Here is an 18,119-nt window from a genome sequence, read left to right as displayed (position 1 = left end):
ATTGTCATCCATTCTTCCCTGTTTTTTATTCAGATACAGTTGCTGTGTCTTCCGCTTCCATCGGATCAGCGTGATCATTAGCTGGATTGCTGATAATGCTCGAAAGTACATGAACGCGTAAAATTATACCTTCAATTCGATTCGTTTCATCTACTACGACGAGCGGATACTTAGAACCCAATACCCGCGGAATAATGTCCTGTACATATTCTTCTGGTTTTGCGGTTAAGACGTCTGTCGTCATGACCTCATCCAATGTTTTTTTCATTCTCACACCTTCGATGGCAGCGTCAATCGTCACTAGCCCAAGCAGCTGCCGTTCGCGGTTTGTGATGAAGACACTGGAAATACCGTGTTCTTCCATGTTTTTAATCGCTACATGCAAACCGTCTTTTCCGTTCATGACACTTAACGGTTTAGACATGATATTTTCAGCCTGAAGAACTTTTGAACGGTCAATTTCACGTGTGAAATCGATAATATAATCATTCGCCGGCGTTTCCAATAACTCTTCGGGAGTGCCGACCTGCTCTACGTTGCCGTCTTTCATTACCGCTACACGGTCTCCAATGCGGAATGCTTCGTTGACATCGTGTGTAATAAAGATGATGGTCTTTTGCAGACGCGTTTGAATATCAAGAAGCTCCATCTGCATTTCTCTGCGGATGAGCGGATCGAGCGCGCTGAAAGGCTCGTCCATCAGCAGGATATCGGGATCATTCGTCAATGCACGCGCAATCCCTACACGCTGGCGCATACCGCCCGACAATTCATCAGGATATTGATTTTCATAGCCTTTCAAACCGACTGTATCAATATGCTTTTGCGCTATAGCCCGTCGTTCATTTTTCGACAAACCGCGAATTTCCAGACCGTATTCAATATTCTCCATTACCGTTCTATGGCTGAATAAACCGAAATGCTGGAAAACCATCGCAATTTTTTTCTGACGGAAGAACTTCAGCTGTTCTTTATTGTATTTAACAATATTTTCTCCATCTACATAAATTGCACCTGATGTCGGCCTGTTCAGCATGTTGAAGCACCGGATCAGGGTAGACACTTACCGCTGCCTGACAAGCCCATAATAACGAACGTTTCGCCTTCCATAATTTCCATATTGGCGTTGTAGACACCTACTGTATGTCCAGTTTTATCAAGGATTTCCCGTTTGGAAGCACCTTTTTCAATTAAAGGTACAACTCTCTTGGGGCGGGGACCAAAAATCTTGGTGACATTCTCTACTTTGATTTTAACGGTCATGCTGATCTCCTCCCTGTACTTTGTAGGCGTTCAGCCACTCCGTTTGTCAGACGGTCAATAATAATCGCCAGGAATACGATACTGATTCCTGCTTCAAATCCTAATGAAATATTAATTTGGTTAATTGAGTACAGTACGCGCTCCCCTAAACCGTGAGCTCCGACCATGGAACCGACAACAGCCATGGACAAAGCCATCATAGTGGTTTGGTTAATCCCTGCCATCATAGTCGGCAGTGCTTGCGGCAGCTGTACTTTGACTAACATTTGATTTCTGGAAGATCCGAAAGACTCTGCTGATTCAATGACTTCGGAGTCTACATTTCGGATTCCGAGTTCTGTTAAACGAATAACAGGCGGCAATGCGTAAATGATAGTCGCGATAATTGCGGGTACGTTCCCGAGCGGGAAGAAGAAAATAACGGGAATTAAATAAACGAACGTTGGCATCGTCTGCATAGCATCCAACAACGGACGCATTATGACAGAAAATGTTTTGCTGAACGCCATCAGAATCCCGACCGGAATACCGATAGCAAGGGAAAGGACAACAGAGATTACGATAATCGCAACAGTTGTCATCGTATCGGCCCATAAATCGAAGGAGCCAATCAAAAAGATAAATGCAGCAAACATGAGTCCGCTGAGAATAGTGTTAAAATACCAGCCGAGTAGGAACACCACAATCATGATGACCCACCAAGGTGTAGCCAGTAAAGTTGTTTCAATAGTACGGATCGTCGTGGAAGCAATAGTGAAGATAAAATCAAACAGCCAGCCGAAGTTCATCGCAAGAAAATCGATAAACTTTTCCACGTAATCTCCTACAGGTATTCTAATATTGGGGAATTCATTCATAGGCAATAAGCTAGGCCGTACTAGCTTGTCCCTCTCTTTCTCTGCTTATAATTTTCTAAAATAAAAAAGGGGCGGAGCGGATTGCTGCCACCCCGAATTCTATGATTCTTACAGTGCTGCTTTTACTTTCTCTGCAATATCTTCAGGCACCCATGAAGTCCAGAGATCTTCATGTTCTTTCATAAACCACTTTGCAGTGTCAGCAGGGTTCGCTTCATGTTCGCCCATATAATTTAATGCTTCTTCTGTTAAGTCGTTGCTCGTTTCATAATGTTTGAAGAACTCGACGACTTCAGGAGCTTGTGTTTCTAAATCTTTATGGACAGCGACCACGACATCATTTGGAGGGAATTCAGTGCCTTTATTTTCTTCCCAGACAGCTTCATCAAAAGGCTCGTCTTCCAGTAATGTTAAGTCGTAGGAAGCAGTGACCCAAGTAGGGGACCAATAGTAGCCGACCCATGGCTCACCCTTTTTGTATGCGCTTGCCAAATCCGCCACGATAGATGAGTCTGAACCTGGAGCCAAGTACGTAAATGTTTTGTCCAGGCCGTATGTTTTTATCTTTTCCTCTAAGTGTTTGCTGACTACCCAGCTTGAAGGTGCGCCGATAATCCGGCCCTTTTTAGGATCTTCAGGATCTTTGAACAGTTCAGGATACTTCTCCAAATCTTTCACAGTTTTCAAATCGGGTGCAGTTGCTTCGATTCCGCGCTCGGTATCACCTTTTATGACGTATGTCGGAACATATAAACCTTGCGCATTATCGTCGAAGTTTGTTGCAACGTCTACAATGTCGCCGTTATCAATAGCTTTTGTATACGCTTCACCAAGGTTTTCAGACCAGACCTCCGTCATGACTTGAATATCCCCTTGCTGTAATGCCTGAAACACAGCAGTAGATGTACCATTTACTATTTCAGTATCGTATCCGTAGCCTTCTTCTAAGATGATTTGTGCAATGCTGTTATGCACACGCATACTGTCCCATCCTGCATCTGCCAGTTTGATTACGCTGATAGAATCTTTGCTGGCGCTATTACCGCAGGCTGTTAAAAGCAGTAATGTGAAAATGGAGAAAAACATCATAAATTTTCTCAAAAAATCAAACCCCTTCTACTATATATTTTTTCATCACGAAATGCTGTTTTTTTCGTGGATCTCTTAAAAAACGCCACAAGTAAAAGAATAGGGCGAATGAAGAGATCAAGGAAAAACCATCATTCTTTTTTCGCGATACCATTACACAAGTTTACAGGATAATTAAATTAATATCAATTTAATTATTTAGAAAACTACTGATTCTATGGGCTTTTGAAAGCGTTTTTTATATGATTTTGTGATGAATACAGTAAGCTGGGTGCACCTTTCACAGGTGTATACATGAAGGCGTTATCCTATAAGGGGTATAGGATTTCCTTATGTCGAATAATAGGGGAAGTTGACGTACTGATGTTCAGTCATTTACTGACAAAAAGAGCAAGTAAATTTGTCAGTGCTTTCATGGTATACTGCTGTACAGACAAAGTTCTGTAACAGTTTGTAAGGAATTATCATGTTTTTTTGATTTTGTATTTAAGAAAATGATATAGTTAGAAGTACCAATAGAAACATAAATGAAATGTAACGTAAAAGGAGAACGGAACTCTATGACGAAAGAAGCTCATATTGTATCGGGCACTTCAGAAAGCCGCTCGGCGTCTACCTTCTTCTCGGATATTAAATTTTTAGTCAAAGGACCTGTACTTATTGCAAATATTTTGCCGGTTTTTGCGGGGTTTTGGCTGGCGCTGCATTTTTCGGGCATGACACTCACGGGGAACTGGAGTGTGTTCTGGCTGACTATGATCGGCAGCACGCTGCTGGTTGCCGGTGCGCTTGTAATGAATAACTGGTTTGATTCCGATATAGACAAGGTAATGGAAAGAACGAAACAGCGTCCGACTGTAACTGGAAGCTTCGCTTTAAAAACTGTATTGAATATCGGCTTGGTGTTGTCGGCGATTGGAATGGTATTGCTGTTATTCACTACATTTGAAGCTGCGATTTATGCATTCATCGGATGGTTTACGTATGTAATACCCTATACGATGTGGTCTAAACGTAAATATACATTAAATACGGTAATTGGCAGTGTGTCGGGGGCGGTAACGCCATTGATTGGCTGGGCTGCAATTACGCCGGCGAATCATGTAGTGCCGATTGTATTATGTGTGATCTTGTTCATTTGGCAAATGCCGCATACTTTTGCGATTGCCATGAAGAAGTATAAAGATTACAGTGCGGCAAATGTCGCTATGCTCCCCGTTGTCTACGGTTTTGAATTCACGAAACGCCAAATGCTTGTATATGTTATGTGCTTATTGCCTTTGCCGTTTTTATTGACGATGTTCGGCACGGCATTTATTTCGATTGCGACACTCATGAATATCGGCTATATTGCGGCAAGCGTCTATGGTTTTTATGCAAAAGATGACTACAAGTGGGCCAATTTCATGTTTTTATACTCAGTAAACTACATGACGTTATTATTCGGCATGATGATTCTCTGGACATTTTAATTGAATAGCGCATAAGACTTCCCTTCACGCGATGTGATAGGGGAGTCTTTTTTATGTTAGAATTGTTGGGTAGTAACAGTCGGCACTGCATAACCTGAAAGTTACTAAGGGGGTATTTGGATGAGAGAACAGATACAGCTGCTGAAACCGAAATTAGATCAAGTGTTTACATATTTGCACAGTCATCCTGAAGTCAGCTGGCAGGAAACTGGGACAACAAGATATTTGCAGGAGTTTTTGGAAGGTGAAGGATTTACGGTTTCTTTATTTGACGGTATGACGGGGCTGTCGGTAACGCTTGGCGAAGGCAGTCCGGTAGTTGGCTTACGCACAGATATTGATGCGCTGTGGCAGGAAGTGGATGGCGTCTATCAGGCGAATCATTCATGCGGCCATGATGGTCATATGACGATGGGAATCGGCGCACTATTGCTGGCGAAAGAGCGAGGCATTCCAAAGAAGGGAACGCTGAAAGTATTCTTCCAGCCGGCGGAGGAGAAGGGCAAAGGCGCATTGGCGGTTCTTGACCAAGGTATTATAGATAATATGGATTATCTGTTTGGAGTGCACGTACGGGCGGCGGATGAACTCGATGACGGCTCCTCTGCCGCATCTTTGCGTCATGGCGCGGCGAAAATGATCAGCGGAACAATAAAAGGAACGGACGCACATGGCGCGCGGCCTCATCAAGGGAAAAATGCCATTGAAGTCGGGGCTTCATTAGTCAGCGGTCTGCAGTCCATTCATTGTAATCCGGTGATTTCCCATACTGCAAAGATGACGATGTTTCAGGCGGGAGGCGACTCTGCGAATATTATTCCGGGGAACGCAAAGTTCAGTCTGGATTTACGTGCGCAAGAAAACAGTGTGATGGAAGAACTGTATGAAAAGGTGGAGCGGGTCATCCGCGCTGTCGCCGGACAGTATGATGTGCAAATTGATTATGAAGTGATGGCCGAAATGGTGGCGGCGGAAGTAGATTCAGATGCCGAAGAGCTGATGGCGCAGGCGATCACTAAAGTAGTTGGCGAAGAGCGGATGATTCGCACGATCGTTACGCCGGGGGGAGAAGATTTTCATTTTTACTCGGTGCATCGTCCGTCGGTCAAAAGTACAATGCTGGGGCTTGGCTGCGGCTTAACGCCGGGGCTTCATCATCCGCAAATGACCTTTAATCAGGATGCGCTGGCAACGGGTGTTGAAATCCTGACTGCAGCCATTGAATTAGCATTCCAATCCAGAAAATAGAGGGTGACGTTATGACGACCGGCATACAGATCAGAAAAGTGACGGCTGTTGAAGAGATTCTCAAAATGCAGAAACTGGAAAGGCAAATCTGGGGTATGGAGCCGATCCCTGTCCACCAAACCATTACGGCAGTGAAAAACGGCGGGCTGATTGTCGGTGCATTCCTTAAAGAGCGGATGATCGGTTATTCATACAGCTTCGCAGGGTTTACAGATGGGCAAGTATATTTGTGCTCTCATATGCTGGCGGTGGATCGGGAGTTTCAGCTGATGGGAATTGGCAAGCAGCTGAAAGATGAACAGCTCCGTCTGGCGAGGGAAATGGGCTATCAATTGATCGTCTGGACATTCGATCCGCTGGAAAGCCGCAATGCCTATTTAAATACTTCCAAACTGTACGGCGTGTGCTATGACTATATTGTTAATTGTTATGGTGAAATGGATGACGGTCTGAATAAAGGCCTGCCCACTGACCGTTTTCAAGTGGCGTGGTGGATTGACAGTCCGCGTGTTTTGGATCAGTGGCAGCCTGTGAATGTTGTGTACAGCTGTCCTTTTTATACGGACTTACACAGTGACTCGCATCCTGTTCTCCATATGCCGCAATCAGATGAATGGTTAGTGGCAGACGCGATCGAAGTTCCTGTTCCTAAACATATTCAATTAATAAAAAATGAAGATCCTGAACTGGCTTATGAATGGCGGATGCATACGAGAAAAGTATTTCAGCAGCTGTGTGCGGAAGGATTCGCACTAATCGATGTGCGCAGAACGGAAGAATCTGTGCAATATTACCGTTTCTGCAAGCGGTCAATTATTCCATTGCAGAATGAAAGGAGCGTATCCAATGAAAATTAATACAATTACAATTCGCAGAATGAATATGACGATGAAACATCCCTTCACCACGAGTTTTGGAACGATTCAGCAGAAGGACTTCCTGCTGGCGACAGTGGAAGATCTTGACGGACATGAAGGATGGGGAGAGTCGGTTGCATTTACTGCACCGTGGTACAGTGAAGAAACGACAGAAACGACCATTCATATGCTTCGTGATTTTTTGATACCGGCAATTCTTGGGAAGACCATCGGACATCCTGATGAGGTGAGCAGTTATTTTGCATCTGTCCGGAAAAACAATATGGCCAAAGCAACGATTGAAGGGGCTGTATGGGATTTGTACGCCAAACATCACCAGATGACACTTGCTGCGGCGCTTGGCGGAAAGCAGGAACGAATAGAAGTGGGGATCAGCATCGGCATTGAAGAGAATGTGGAAGATCTGCTGGAAACTATCAAAGGGTTTATTAAAGAAGGATATAAGCGCATTAAAGTCAAAATTAAACCGGGCTATGATGTGGAAGTCATTCGTGCGATACGGGAAGTATTTCCAGACATTCCGCTCATGGCAGATGCGAACTCAGCCTATACACTTGATGATACGGAAATGCTGAAAGAACTGGATCAATTCAACCTGATGATGATTGAACAGCCGCTTGCATCAGATGACATTATTGACCACGCCAAATTGCAGCAACAAATACAGACGCCGATCTGTCTCGATGAAAGTATCCATTCATTGGAAGACGCGCGCAAAGCGGTGGAGCTTGGCAGCTGTAAAATCATCAATGTTAAAATCGGCAGGGTAGGCGGTCTGACGGAAGCGAAGAAGATCCACGATTACTGTGCGTCAAAAGGTGTAGATGTGTGGTGCGGCGGCATGCTGGAATCGGGAATTGGACGGGCGCAAAACGTAGCCCTTACCACGCTGCCGAATTTCACGCTCCCGGGCGATACGGCAGGCTCTTCACGCTACTGGGAACAGGATATTATCCTCCCCGAGGTCGTAGCGGAAGATGGGTATATTACTGTCCCGGAACAAGATGGCATCGGTTATCAACCAGATATGGACGCAATCGACCGTTTTACAGTGGACAAATGGGTATTTTCAGCTGAATAAATATTCAGTATTGTTATTTTATAATGATTTGTGCTAGACTCTTAGTAATCGAATATGTTTCCTTCGGGGCAGGGTGTAACTCCCTACCGGCGGTGATGAGCTGAAAAGCTCTTAGTCCGTGACCCGGACGCTTTGTGAAAAGCGGAAGGTGGATTTGGTGAAACTCCAAAGCCGACAGTTAAAGTCTGGATGAGAGAAGGAACAATGCGTTTATACTGCACGTGATGATTTTTCATCACTGTTTATAACGTTTATTTTGTCATGACTTCAAGCCCCGCATAATTAGTTTGCGGGGCTTTTTGTATGCGGAATTGTCACTAGAGGAATACAGCAGTTGGAGTGTTGTGCAGTGGGTCAAAAATATATGGAAATCGCTTTGTCGCTCGCAGAAAACGTGGTGGGTCAGACTTCGCCCAACCCTCCGGTAGGCTCTGTCGTTGTAAAAGACGGCCGAATTATCGGAATGGGTGCGCATCTGCAGGCGGGAGAGCGTCATGCAGAGCGGGTGGCACTTGATATGGCAGGTGCGAAGGCGCAAGGAGCAGATTTATACGTAACGCTCGAGCCTTGTTCGCATATCGGCAAGACATCACCATGTGCTGACGCTGTGATTCAGGCGGGTATCCGCCATGTCTATATTGCCATAACGGATCCAAACCCGCTCGTTGCAGGACAGGGCATCGCAAAATTGCGTACAGCCGGAGTAGAAGTAACAACGGACCTTTGTCTGGAACAGGCACAAAGATTATATGAACCATTTTTTCATTTTATTCGAACAAAAACACCTCATGTGACAATGAAAACAGCTATGACAGCAGATGGTAAGATTGCAACTTCAACAGGTGACAGCAAATGGGTGACGAGTGAGCAGGCACGGCTCGACGTTCATCGGCTTCGCCATACGCAAGACGCAATTTTAGTAGGTATTCAAACGCTTCTTCACGATAACCCCCTTCTCACCACCAGACTGCCCCAAGGTGGAAAACATCCTATTCGAGTTATTTTAGATACATCTTTACGAACACCCGAACATAGTCAGGTTATTCAAAACGACGAGGCACCTACATGGATTTTTTGCGGGAGCCACGCGGAAAGCACGCGTGAAGCACTTCTTGCTAAGCCGCATGTCGAAATCATTCGTATGTCCGGCCCGAAACTGACAGTAGAAGAAGTTTTGCTGGAACTGGGAAAACGCGGCATCATGACACTGCTTGTAGAAGGCGGTGCGGCAATTAATTCTTCATTCGTTACAGCGCGTGCAATTCAGAAAGTCATTTGCTATATTGCACCGAAATTGCTTGGCGGCATCAGTTCGCTGACTCCTATCGGCGGATTGGATCCAAAGCTGATGAATGATGCATTTCCGCTGCAATTCGAAAGTGTGGAAATGGTCGGTCCTGACATTAAAATCATAGCGGTACCGAAAGAGAGTGATTGAGCAATGTTCACAGGAATTATCGAAGAGATTGGCACTGTCAAACATATACAGCCTGGTGCCCAATCGATGACGCTGACGATCGGTGCATCGACCGTACTGACAGATGTGCAGCTAGGTGACAGCATTGCGGTCAACGGCGTTTGCCTGACAGTCAAACACTTTACTAAAGACCAGTTTGCAGCAGACGTTATGCCGGAAACTATGGCATCCACATCATTGCGGCAATTGTCTGCAGGAAGTCCGGTCAATCTGGAGCGTGCACTTGCAGCGAACGGAAGATTAGGCGGTCATTTTGTGACAGGCCACGTAGACGGCGTCGCCATCATTCGGGAAAAAAGCACGGTCGATAATGCGTTATATATACGATTGTCGCTCCCCGAACAATATGGGCGGTATTTATTAAATAAAGGCTCGATTGCACTGGATGGAACGTCATTGACGATTTTTGAAGTGAAAGATACGGACATCACGATATCTTTGATTCCGCACTCACAGGAAATGACTGTCATCGCGAAAAAACAGGCAGGGGACACGGTGAATTTTGAATGCGATATGCTTGCGAAATATGTAGAGAACATGCTGCAGAAAAGACAGGACAGCGGTCAGACGATGACGAAAGATTTTTTACAACAGCACGGATTCATGTAAAGGAGTGAAAGAGGATGTTTCATACAATTGAAGAAGCGTTAGAAGATTTACGGCAGGGGAAAGTGGTTATTGTAGTAGATGATGAAGACCGTGAGAACGAAGGGGACTTTGTGGCACTGGCTGACGGGGTCACTCCTGAAATCATTAATTTCATGGCAACGAAGGGCCGCGGATTGATTTGTGTGCCGGTGACAGAACAAAAAGCTGCACAACTTGGTTTACAGATGATGACTGATCATAATACGGATTCACACGGCACGGCGTTCACGATCAGTATCGATCACTGCACTACACATACGGGCATCAGTGCATTTGAACGGGCGGATACCATTGTAAAAATGATGGAACCTGATGCAGCAGCTGGTGAATTCAAGCGTCCGGGACATATTTTCCCGCTCGTTGCAAAGTCAGGCGGCGTGCTTGAACGTACAGGGCATACGGAAGCTGCGGTAGACTTGGCAAGGCTTGCAGGCAGTGCGCCGGCGGGTGTAATTTGTGAAATTATGAGTGAAGACGGAACGATGGCAAGAGTTCCTGAATTACGTAAGATAGCTGAAGAGCTTGATGTAAAATTAATTACAATTCAGGATTTGATCCATTATCGTCTGCAGCAGGAACAGCTGGTTATGCGTGAAGCGGAGATTAAGCTGCCGACGGACTTCGGAGAGTTTAGCATGGCGGGCTATACAGAAACGCTTACCGGCAAGGAACATGTGGCGCTGGTCAAAGGTGACGTCACGACGGATGAACCGGTTTTAGTAAGAGTTCATTCAGAATGTCTGACGGGTGATGTGTTTGGCTCTTGCCGCTGTGACTGCGGACCGCAGCTTCAGGCGGCGCTTTCGCAGATCGAACAGGAAGGGCGCGGCGTTTTATTGTATATGCGCCAAGAGGGCAGAGGGATCGGTTTAATCAATAAACTGAAAGCCTATGAACTGCAAGAACAAGGGTATGATACGGTCGAAGCCAATGAAAAACTCGGCTTTGCGGCGGATTTACGAGATTATGGCATTGGCGCACAGATACTTCGGGAACTCGGTATTCGTCAGATGCGCTTATTAACGAATAATCCGAAGAAAATCGCGGGCTTGAAAGGGTATGAACTCGAAGTGGTGGAACGAGTGCCGATTCAGCTGCCTTTTAATGAAGCAAATGAAAAATATTTGCATACAAAAGCAGAGAAACTTGGTCATTTACTAACGATATGAGGAGAGATGGAACGTGGGTAATTTATTTGAGGGACATTTAGTAGGTACAGGGCTAAAAGTAGGGATTGTTGTAGGACGGTTTAATGAATTCATCACGGGAAAGTTGCTGTCAGGCGCACAGGACGCATTTAAACGTCATGGTGTGGATGAAGCGGATGTGGACATCGCATGGGTGCCCGGCGCATTTGAAATCCCGCTGATCGCGAAGAAAATGGCAGACTCTAAAAAGTATGACGCGATTATCACGCTTGGCACAGTCATCCGGGGCGCGACCCCGCATTTCGACTTTGTCTGTAATGAAGCGGCAAAAGGGGTAGCGCAGGCAAGCATGCAATCCGGTATACCGGTAATTTTCGGTGTTCTGACAACAGATACAATTGAGCAATCCATCGAGCGTGCAGGCACGAAAGCTGGCAACAAAGGCTGGGATGCGGCAGTGTCCGCTATTGAGATGGCGAACCTGACGAAGCAGTTCAGCTGATAAGTAAATAGAAAAGGCAGCCCGAGAAGTAATTTGACTTCAAAGGGCTGCCTTTTTACTGGTTATGCGTACAAAAAAACTGTCCGGGAAATCACGCTGATTCCCCGGACAGTCCTATTATTTCACTGCTGCTGCAGCTAAACGCTCGCGTGCCTGTTCCGTCGCAATGACCATATGCTTCAATGCTGCGACCGTCTCTTCACGTTTTCTGGTTTTCAGTCCGCAGTCGGGATTGATCCAGAACTGTGAAGGCTCGAGTACTTCAAGTCCTTTGTTGATGATCTCCGTCATCTCTTCGACGGCAGGAACCCGCGGGCTGTGGATGTCGTAAACACCAAGACCGATGCCTTTGTCATAGTGATAGTCAGTAAATGCTTCCACCAAGTCACCGTGGCTGCGTGAAGTTTCAATCGATATGACGTCTGCGTCAAGTGCGCTGATGGCTTCGATGAAATGGTTGAAATCACAGTAGCACATATGCGTATGAATTTGCGTCGTATCTTCTACAGAAGCAGTGGATACACGGAATGCATTGACAGCCCAGTCTAGGTAATGTTTCCACTCGGATTGCTTTAGTGGAAGACCTTCACGAAGTGCCGGTTCATCCACCTGGATCATATGAATGCCTGCTGCTTCAAGTGATTCGATTTCTTTTCGCAGGGCAAGGGCAATTTGATTTGCCACTTCCTCGCGCGATAAATCATCGCGAACGAATGACCAGTTCAAGATCGTGACAGGTCCGGTCAGCATTCCTTTCACCTCGTGGTCCGTCAGAGATTTTGCATAGACAGATTCCTCAACCGTCATAGGGGCAGTGAAAGCGACGTCTCCAAAAATGATCGGCGGTTTGACGCAGCGGGAACCGTACGACTGCACCCATGCCTTTTCTGTGAAAACGAAGCCATCGAGCTTTTCACCGAAATATTCGACCATGTCCGTACGCTCGAATTCACCGTGAACCAAAACATCCAGCCCCAGATCCTCCTGAATATCAATCCACTCTTTAATCTCTGCATTCACGAAGTCTTTGTATTGCTGATCCGTAATTTCACCTTTTCTCCACTTATTGCGTGTTGCACGAACTTCTTGTGTCTGAGGGAAACTGCCGATGGTTGTAGTTGGCAATAGCGGCAATTGGAATTTCTTCTGCTGCTTCACTTTGCGTTCGGCATATGGCAAATTACGCCTGCTGTCGGATAAAATACTGCCTGACGACGCGTCACGGACTTCTTTTCGGTTTCGTGCAGGAAGTGCATTGAAAGCTGTTAACGCTGCCTGACTTGCCTTGAAATCTCCCGTGACTTGTTCTTTGCCTCGTTGTAATGCTTCCTGAAGAATCTTGATTTCATTGACTTTCTCATCTGCAAACGCCAGTGCATGCAAGATAACAGCATCCAGATTTTGTTCAGAACGAGTTGTAACAGGCGAGTGGAGCAAACTGCAGGAAGGCTGAATCCACAAGTTTGCGGATGGAACATGTTGTTGAATCGTTTCCGTCAGCGTCAATTTTGCCTGCAAATCAGAGCGCCAGACATTCCGGCCGTCTATAATACCCGCGGCCAGTACTTTATTTTCAGGAAAACCGTACTGTTTGATGTTCTGCAGATTTTTTTCACAGCCATGGACAAAATCAAGTCCAATTCCTGCTACCGGCAGAGCGATTGTTTCTTCATAATGTTCCACGGAATCAAAGTACGTTTGCAATAAAATGTTCATTCCGTCGAGGTCTTTCGTGAGTTGTGAATAAATCTCGGTCACAGCTTTCATTTCATCACCTGAAATGGAAGTGCACAGAATAGGTTCGTCAATTTGTACCCATTGCACGCCTTCATCCTGAAGCTCCTTCAATACTTTTTGATAAAGTGGAAGTAACTGCAGAATAATTGAAGGTACGTCTTTGTCTTCATACCCTTTAGACAATTTCAGCAATGTGTAAGGTCCAAGAAGAACTGGTTTGCCGTCGATGCCGAGTTCCTTCTTTGCTTCGATGTAGGCGGCAAGCGGTTTGTTTTCTGTCAGTTCAAAGCGCTGTCCTTCATATTCCGGCACGATGTAGTGGTAGTTCGTATTGAACCACTTTGTCATTTCAGAAGCGACAGCTTCGTCGTTGCCGCGCGCTATTGAGAAATACGTAGAAGTGGATACAGGTCCGCCTTTCCAATGAAAGCGGGAAGGGATAATTCCGAACATGGCTGATGTATCCAGTACGCGGTCATACAATGTGAAATCACCAACGGCGATCCAATCAATGCCCGCATCTTTCTGCTTCTTTAAATTTGCCAGACGGATTTCCTTTATTGTACGAAGAAGTTCCTCTTCTGAAATTTTCTTCGCCCAAAATGCTTCGAGTGCACGTTTCCACTCGCGATTTTCACCTATGACGGGATATCCCGTGATACTGCTTTTGACCATTTGTTAATTCCCCCTTGAAGTTTTTTTCAATAAAAAAAACATTTCTCGGGGAAATGTTAGATTGTCACGCAAGTGTAAAATACAGGCGTAAAAAAGCCTGCATTCCTAGACTGCGTGTGTCTAACACTTCCCTATTCACCGTAGGATGAAGCGTCATGAAAACGGGCAGGTATCTGGCTGGACGCAATAGCGTCTTCACAGTGGCGGGACCGCTCCAAAAGTAAGGATTCCCTTTTAAGAAATGAAATTGCTCCCATTTCACCCGGTTTTCAAACTATTCAATTTAGATGATTGCCTCTAAAGCTATCACAGAGAAAATAGGGTGTCAACTTTCATTTTTCATAAAATAAACAATTCTTATTTATTAACTTGGATAAAAGTGTAATTCTGCAAGATGCAAAGATGTCCAAGAGGAACTGTTATATAACTGATAAATATTGAAAAACGATTCCTTTCTTCGAGATGTGAAAATTTTCACAATTCAGTTGAAAGTTTTCTAGACTTTAGGTATGATAAGTACTAACACGTCTTCGAACAGGAAGATCACTCATCATTCACACTTCAGAAATTGAAGATCGGCTATGGGGTACCGCCGGAAACTAATGATGAACAGTGTTCACCGCTGCATGTTATACAACAGAGTGGCGCAAAAAATCTTAAGGGGTGGCTTTATTCCATGACAAACTATGAAAAAGTAGGTAAATTGCAAGTCGCAACAGAACTAGTTAACTTCGTAAATGAAGAAGTTCTACCGGGCTTAGAAATCCAAAAAGATCAATTTTGGACAAACTTTGATTCGCTCATTCATGAACTTGCTCCTGAAAACAAAGCGCTATTAGAGAAACGCAGTGAACTGCAAAATGCCATCAGCGAATGGCACCAACAGAATAAGGGGCAAATTGATGCTGCTAAATATAAAGAATTTCTCGAAGAAATCGGCTATCTCGAGCCGGTTGCAGAAGATTTTCAAGTGACAACGTCTAATGTTGATAATGAAATTGCCAATCAGGCCGGCTCACAGCTCGTTGTTCCAATCGATAATGCACGTTATGCATTAAACGCAGCAAATGCAAGATGGGGAAGCTTGTATGATGCGCTGTACGGAACAGACGTAATCAGTGACGAAGACGGAGCACAGGCTGGAGCTGAATACAATCCAAAACGAGGCCAAAAAGTAATCGCTTTCGCGAAAAACTTACTTGACCAGGCGGCACCGCTTGCTGAAGGTTCTCATGCGGATGCAGCAGCTTATAAAATCGCAGACGGAACACTTCAAGTGACACTTGAAAACGGCAAGACAACTGCATTGCAGGATGAGTCCAAGCTGGCAGGCTATAATGGTTCAGAAGATGCGCCCGAAGCGGTATTGCTCGTAAACAATGGACTTCACATTGAAATTGCAATCGACCGTAACCATCCAATCGGAAAAGACGATAAAGCAGGCGTGAAAGATTTAGTTCTGGAAGCAGCTCTTTCTACGTTAATGGACTGCGAAGATTCCATTGCAGCGGTAGATGCTGAAGATAAAGTCGGTGTATACCGAAACTGGCTGGGACTGATGAAGGGTGATCTGGAAGCGTCATTTAAACGCGGAAATAAAACAGTTACCCGAAGAATGAATGCTGACCGAAAATATAAGACTGCAGATGGCAAAGAATTCACATTGCACGGCCGTTCATTAATGTTCGTGCGTAATGTTGGCCACTTAATGACAAACAATGCCATATTGGATGAAAACGGCAATGAAGTGCCTGAAGGAATTCTCGACGGCGTCATTACTTCACTAATTGCTACACACAATTTCAAGAGCGATACGGAATTCAAAAACTCCCGTCATGGCTCAATTTATATCGTTAAGCCAAAAATGCACAGCCCGGCAGAAGCGGCATTTGCCAACAAGTTATTCGACCGCATTGAAGATCTGTTAGGTCTTGAGCGCAACACAATCAAAATAGGTTTGATGGATGAAGAGCGCAGAATGTCTTTGAACCTGAAGTCTGCAATCAATGAAGTAAAAGAACGTATTGCATTCATCAATACAGGTTTCCTTGACCGTACAGGCGATGAAATTCATACATCGATGGAAGCTGGTCCGGTTATCCGAAAAGCAGATATGAAAGCTTCTAATTGGCTGTCTTCATATGAAGCTTCCAACGTGGCAGTAGGAATTAAAGCGGGTCTTCCGGGACATGCGCAAATCGGTAAAGGAATGTGGGCAATGCCGGATATGATGGCTGCTATGCTTGAGCAAAAAGTTGCTCATCCAAAAGCGGGGGCAAGCACAGCGTGGGTTCCGTCTCCGACAGCTGCAACTTTGCACGCTCTGCATTATCATGAAGTAAATGTAAAAGACGTACAGGCAGGAATCGACAGCTCCGTTGATTACCGTGATGGAATCCTTGAAATTCCATTAGCTCCTTCTGTTGACTGGACTCCGGAAGAAGTGCAGTCTGAACTGGATAACAACGCACAAGGGATTCTTGGCTACGTTGTACGCTGGATCGATCAGGGAGTAGGATGCTCTAAAGTTCCGGATATCAATGATGTGGGATTGATGGAAGACCGTGCAACATTGCGTATTTCCAGTCAGCATATTGCAAACTGGCTGCGTCATGGGATCTGTACAAAAGAGCAAGTTCAAGAAACGTTGGAACGTATGGCAAAAGTAGTTGACGGGCAAAATGCTGACGATAAGCTGTATCAGCCAATGGCACCAAACTATGATGATTCCATCGCTTTCCAGGCAGCTTGTGATCTGATTTTCAAAGGGGCAGAACAGCCGAGCGGATACACAGAGCCAATCTTGCACGCGCGCCGTATCGAAGCAAAAGCGAAAGCGAAACAAAAAGCAACAGTTCAAAACTAATGTATTTACAGACAGCCTCACTTCCTGACGGGAAGAGGGGCTGTCTTTTAGTCAGTATCAACTATCGTTTTCTCTAAAGAATCTGTAAATATGCTATACTAGCGGCAATGAGCGAAAGGGGAGGAAGGGCAATGCTAAAAAGAGATCAAACTGTATTTGTTTTGGTGGATGTACAAGGGAAACTCGCACAAATTGTAGAAGACAGTGAAGTGCTGCATGACAATCTGGAGAAACTGATCAAAGGTCTGCAAGTGATGAACATCCCAATTCTTTGGCTTGAACAATACCCGGATGGCCTGGGACCGACAACTGAATCCTTGGCAAGTCTTCTTGAAGGCCAGAAGCCGATTGCGAAAATGACATTCAGCGGGGCGCGCAATGAAGAGTTCATGAAACAATTAAAAGACTTGGACCGCAAACAAATATTGATTGCGGGAATTGAAACGCATATTTGTGTTTATATGACCGCGGCAGATTTGGCAAAGCAGGACTATGAAGTAGAAGTTGTGACGGATGCAGTTACTTCCCGGACCGAAGATAATAAACGGATCGGCCTGCAGAAAATGAATGCGCTCGGGATTGCGGGAACATGCGTGGAAACCGCATTATACGAACTTCTCGGTGAAGCAGGCACGGAAGAGTTTAAGCAAGTATTAAAGGTGATTAAGTAAAAAACATCAAACCGAAAGTAAGTGTTACAGCAGTATACAGCATCGCATACAGCGGTGCTTTTTCTTTTTATTAAAGTTTTTTGTATATTATTGGTATAATACTGTTAAGAAGAAAGAGTGTAATGATTCTAAAATCAGACAACATTGTAAAATGACGCTGCCAGGCGTGATTGCCAATGGATACAACAACTAGTAATGAAATTCAATCTAAATACATAAAGTTCACATTAATAAACTGTACAGGAGAGGAAATTTAGAGTTTGAAAGGATGGATACGTTGGGAAAGGAGAATACATGCAAAAGAAGGACAATTCAAAAAGTCTCTTTCGCTGTAATAATGGGTTCCATGGCAATCCTGCTTTTATTACATGTGACAGGATTAGCGACCAAATTTTCTGTAGAAAGTTTGGAAGCATTTCAATTGGGAGGTATTATAATTTCGACTTTACTCCTTATCTCTTCATTTTTCTTTAAAGGGAAATGAAGAGGCAAAGCTGCCATTGTGTT

At 44.8% G+C, this 18,119-nt stretch carries 13 protein-coding genes, 1 pseudogene and 2 riboswitches; of the genes and pseudogenes, 10 read left to right on the top strand and 4 right to left on the bottom strand.

Going from position 1 to position 18,119, the window contains the following annotated elements:
* Positions 1–25: 25 nt before the first annotated feature.
* From SporoP33_RS03190 to SporoP33_RS03180, 3 genes and pseudogenes are all read right to left on the bottom strand, one after another.
* Positions 26–1,263, bottom strand: a pseudogene (locus SporoP33_RS03190) (glycine betaine/L-proline ABC transporter ATP-binding protein).
* Positions 1,260–2,078, bottom strand: coding sequence for an ABC transporter permease (locus SporoP33_RS03185; protein ID WP_369821953.1), 819 nt, complete (start codon positions 2,076–2,078; stop codon positions 1,260–1,262). The pseudogene SporoP33_RS03190 and the gene SporoP33_RS03185 overlap by 4 nt, the downstream one beginning before the upstream one ends.
* Before the next feature lie 150 nt (positions 2,079–2,228).
* Positions 2,229–3,221 carry an ABC transporter substrate-binding protein gene (locus tag SporoP33_RS03180; RefSeq protein ID WP_081242411.1) on the bottom strand — a complete coding sequence of 331 codons (993 nt, stop codon included), beginning with the start codon at positions 3,219–3,221 and terminating at the stop codon, positions 2,229–2,231.
* Between the two features lie 548 nt (positions 3,222–3,769).
* Between SporoP33_RS03180 and cyoE the strand changes: the two genes are divergently transcribed.
* From cyoE to ribE (SporoP33_RS03140), 8 genes are all read left to right on the top strand, one after another.
* Complete coding sequence (gene cyoE, locus SporoP33_RS03175) at positions 3,770–4,681, top strand: heme o synthase (protein ID WP_081242410.1); 912 nt, start codon at positions 3,770–3,772, stop codon at positions 4,679–4,681.
* Positions 4,682–4,801: 120 nt separating this feature from the next.
* Positions 4,802–5,929 (top strand): M20 peptidase aminoacylase family protein, encoded by a 1,128-nt coding sequence (locus SporoP33_RS03170; RefSeq protein ID WP_081242409.1) that lies wholly within the window; start codon positions 4,802–4,804, stop codon positions 5,927–5,929.
* An 11-nt stretch (positions 5,930–5,940) separates the two neighbouring features.
* Positions 5,941–6,786, top strand: a complete 846-nt coding sequence (locus SporoP33_RS03165; protein ID WP_081242408.1) for a GNAT family N-acetyltransferase — start codon at positions 5,941–5,943, stop codon at positions 6,784–6,786.
* The gene (menC, locus tag SporoP33_RS03160; RefSeq protein WP_081242407.1) at positions 6,776–7,888 is read left to right on the top strand and encodes an o-succinylbenzoate synthase; all 1,113 of its coding nucleotides are present in this window, start codon (positions 6,776–6,778) and stop codon (positions 7,886–7,888) included. Before SporoP33_RS03165 ends, menC begins: the two co-directional genes overlap by 11 nt.
* A gap of 55 nt (positions 7,889–7,943) precedes the next feature.
* Positions 7,944–8,093, top strand: a riboswitch (FMN riboswitch).
* Between the two features lie 144 nt (positions 8,094–8,237).
* Positions 8,238–9,326 (top strand): bifunctional diaminohydroxyphosphoribosylaminopyrimidine deaminase/5-amino-6-(5-phosphoribosylamino)uracil reductase RibD, encoded by a 1,089-nt coding sequence (gene ribD, locus SporoP33_RS03155; protein ID WP_081242406.1) that lies wholly within the window; start codon positions 8,238–8,240, stop codon positions 9,324–9,326.
* 3 nt (positions 9,327–9,329) lie between these two features.
* Positions 9,330–9,974, top strand: a complete 645-nt coding sequence (gene ribE / locus SporoP33_RS03150; RefSeq protein ID WP_081242405.1) for a riboflavin synthase — start codon at positions 9,330–9,332, stop codon at positions 9,972–9,974.
* Positions 9,975–9,988: 14 nt separating this feature from the next.
* Entirely contained in the window at positions 9,989–11,182 is a 1,194-nt protein-coding gene (locus SporoP33_RS03145; RefSeq protein ID WP_081242404.1) for a bifunctional 3,4-dihydroxy-2-butanone-4-phosphate synthase/GTP cyclohydrolase II, read from the top strand.
* A 13-nt stretch (positions 11,183–11,195) separates the two neighbouring features.
* Positions 11,196–11,663: a 6,7-dimethyl-8-ribityllumazine synthase gene (gene ribE / locus SporoP33_RS03140; RefSeq protein ID WP_081242403.1), complete on the top strand. Its 468-nt coding sequence runs from the start codon at positions 11,196–11,198 to the stop codon at positions 11,661–11,663.
* Between the two features lie 117 nt (positions 11,664–11,780).
* Here the strand turns inward: ribE (SporoP33_RS03140) and metE are convergent, their stop codons facing one another.
* Positions 11,781–14,075 carry a 5-methyltetrahydropteroyltriglutamate--homocysteine S-methyltransferase gene (gene metE / locus SporoP33_RS03135; RefSeq protein WP_081242402.1) on the bottom strand — a complete coding sequence of 765 codons (2,295 nt, stop codon included), beginning with the start codon at positions 14,073–14,075 and terminating at the stop codon, positions 11,781–11,783.
* A 146-nt stretch (positions 14,076–14,221) separates the two neighbouring features.
* Positions 14,222–14,356: riboswitch (cobalamin riboswitch) on the bottom strand.
* Positions 14,357–14,751: 395 nt separating this feature from the next.
* Here metE and SporoP33_RS03130 point away from each other — a divergent pair.
* Positions 14,752–16,941, top strand: a complete 2,190-nt coding sequence (locus SporoP33_RS03130; RefSeq protein WP_081244733.1) for a malate synthase G — start codon at positions 14,752–14,754, stop codon at positions 16,939–16,941.
* 131 nt (positions 16,942–17,072) lie between these two features.
* Positions 17,073–17,612, top strand: coding sequence for an isochorismatase family protein (locus SporoP33_RS03125; protein WP_081242401.1), 540 nt, complete (start codon positions 17,073–17,075; stop codon positions 17,610–17,612).
* Positions 17,613–18,119 lie beyond the last annotated feature (507 nt).

It is taken from the genome of Sporosarcina sp. P33, from assembly GCF_002077155.1.
Taxonomy (GTDB): domain Bacteria; phylum Bacillota; class Bacilli; order Bacillales_A; family Planococcaceae; genus Sporosarcina.
Note: the sequence above shows the minus strand (reverse complement) of the source record. Positions and strands in the feature narration are given on the sequence as shown.

Coding starts and splice junctions, on each gene's coding strand:
- cyoE (WP_081242410.1), top strand. CDS start 3,770: ATGACGAAAGAAGCTCATATTGTATCGGGCACTTCAGAAAGCCGCTCG.
- SporoP33_RS03170 (WP_081242409.1), top strand. CDS start 4,802: ATGAGAGAACAGATACAGCTGCTGAAACCGAAATTAGATCAAGTGTTT.
- SporoP33_RS03165 (WP_081242408.1), top strand. CDS start 5,941: ATGACGACCGGCATACAGATCAGAAAAGTGACGGCTGTTGAAGAGATT.
- menC (WP_081242407.1), top strand. CDS start 6,776: ATGAAAATTAATACAATTACAATTCGCAGAATGAATATGACGATGAAA.
- ribE (WP_081242405.1), top strand. CDS start 9,330: ATGTTCACAGGAATTATCGAAGAGATTGGCACTGTCAAACATATACAG.
- SporoP33_RS03145 (WP_081242404.1), top strand. CDS start 9,989: ATGTTTCATACAATTGAAGAAGCGTTAGAAGATTTACGGCAGGGGAAA.
- metE (WP_081242402.1), bottom strand. CDS start 14,075: ATGGTCAAAAGCAGTATCACGGGATATCCCGTCATAGGTGAAAATCGC.
- SporoP33_RS03130 (WP_081244733.1), top strand. CDS start 14,752: ATGACAAACTATGAAAAAGTAGGTAAATTGCAAGTCGCAACAGAACTA.
- SporoP33_RS03125 (WP_081242401.1), top strand. CDS start 17,073: ATGCTAAAAAGAGATCAAACTGTATTTGTTTTGGTGGATGTACAAGGG.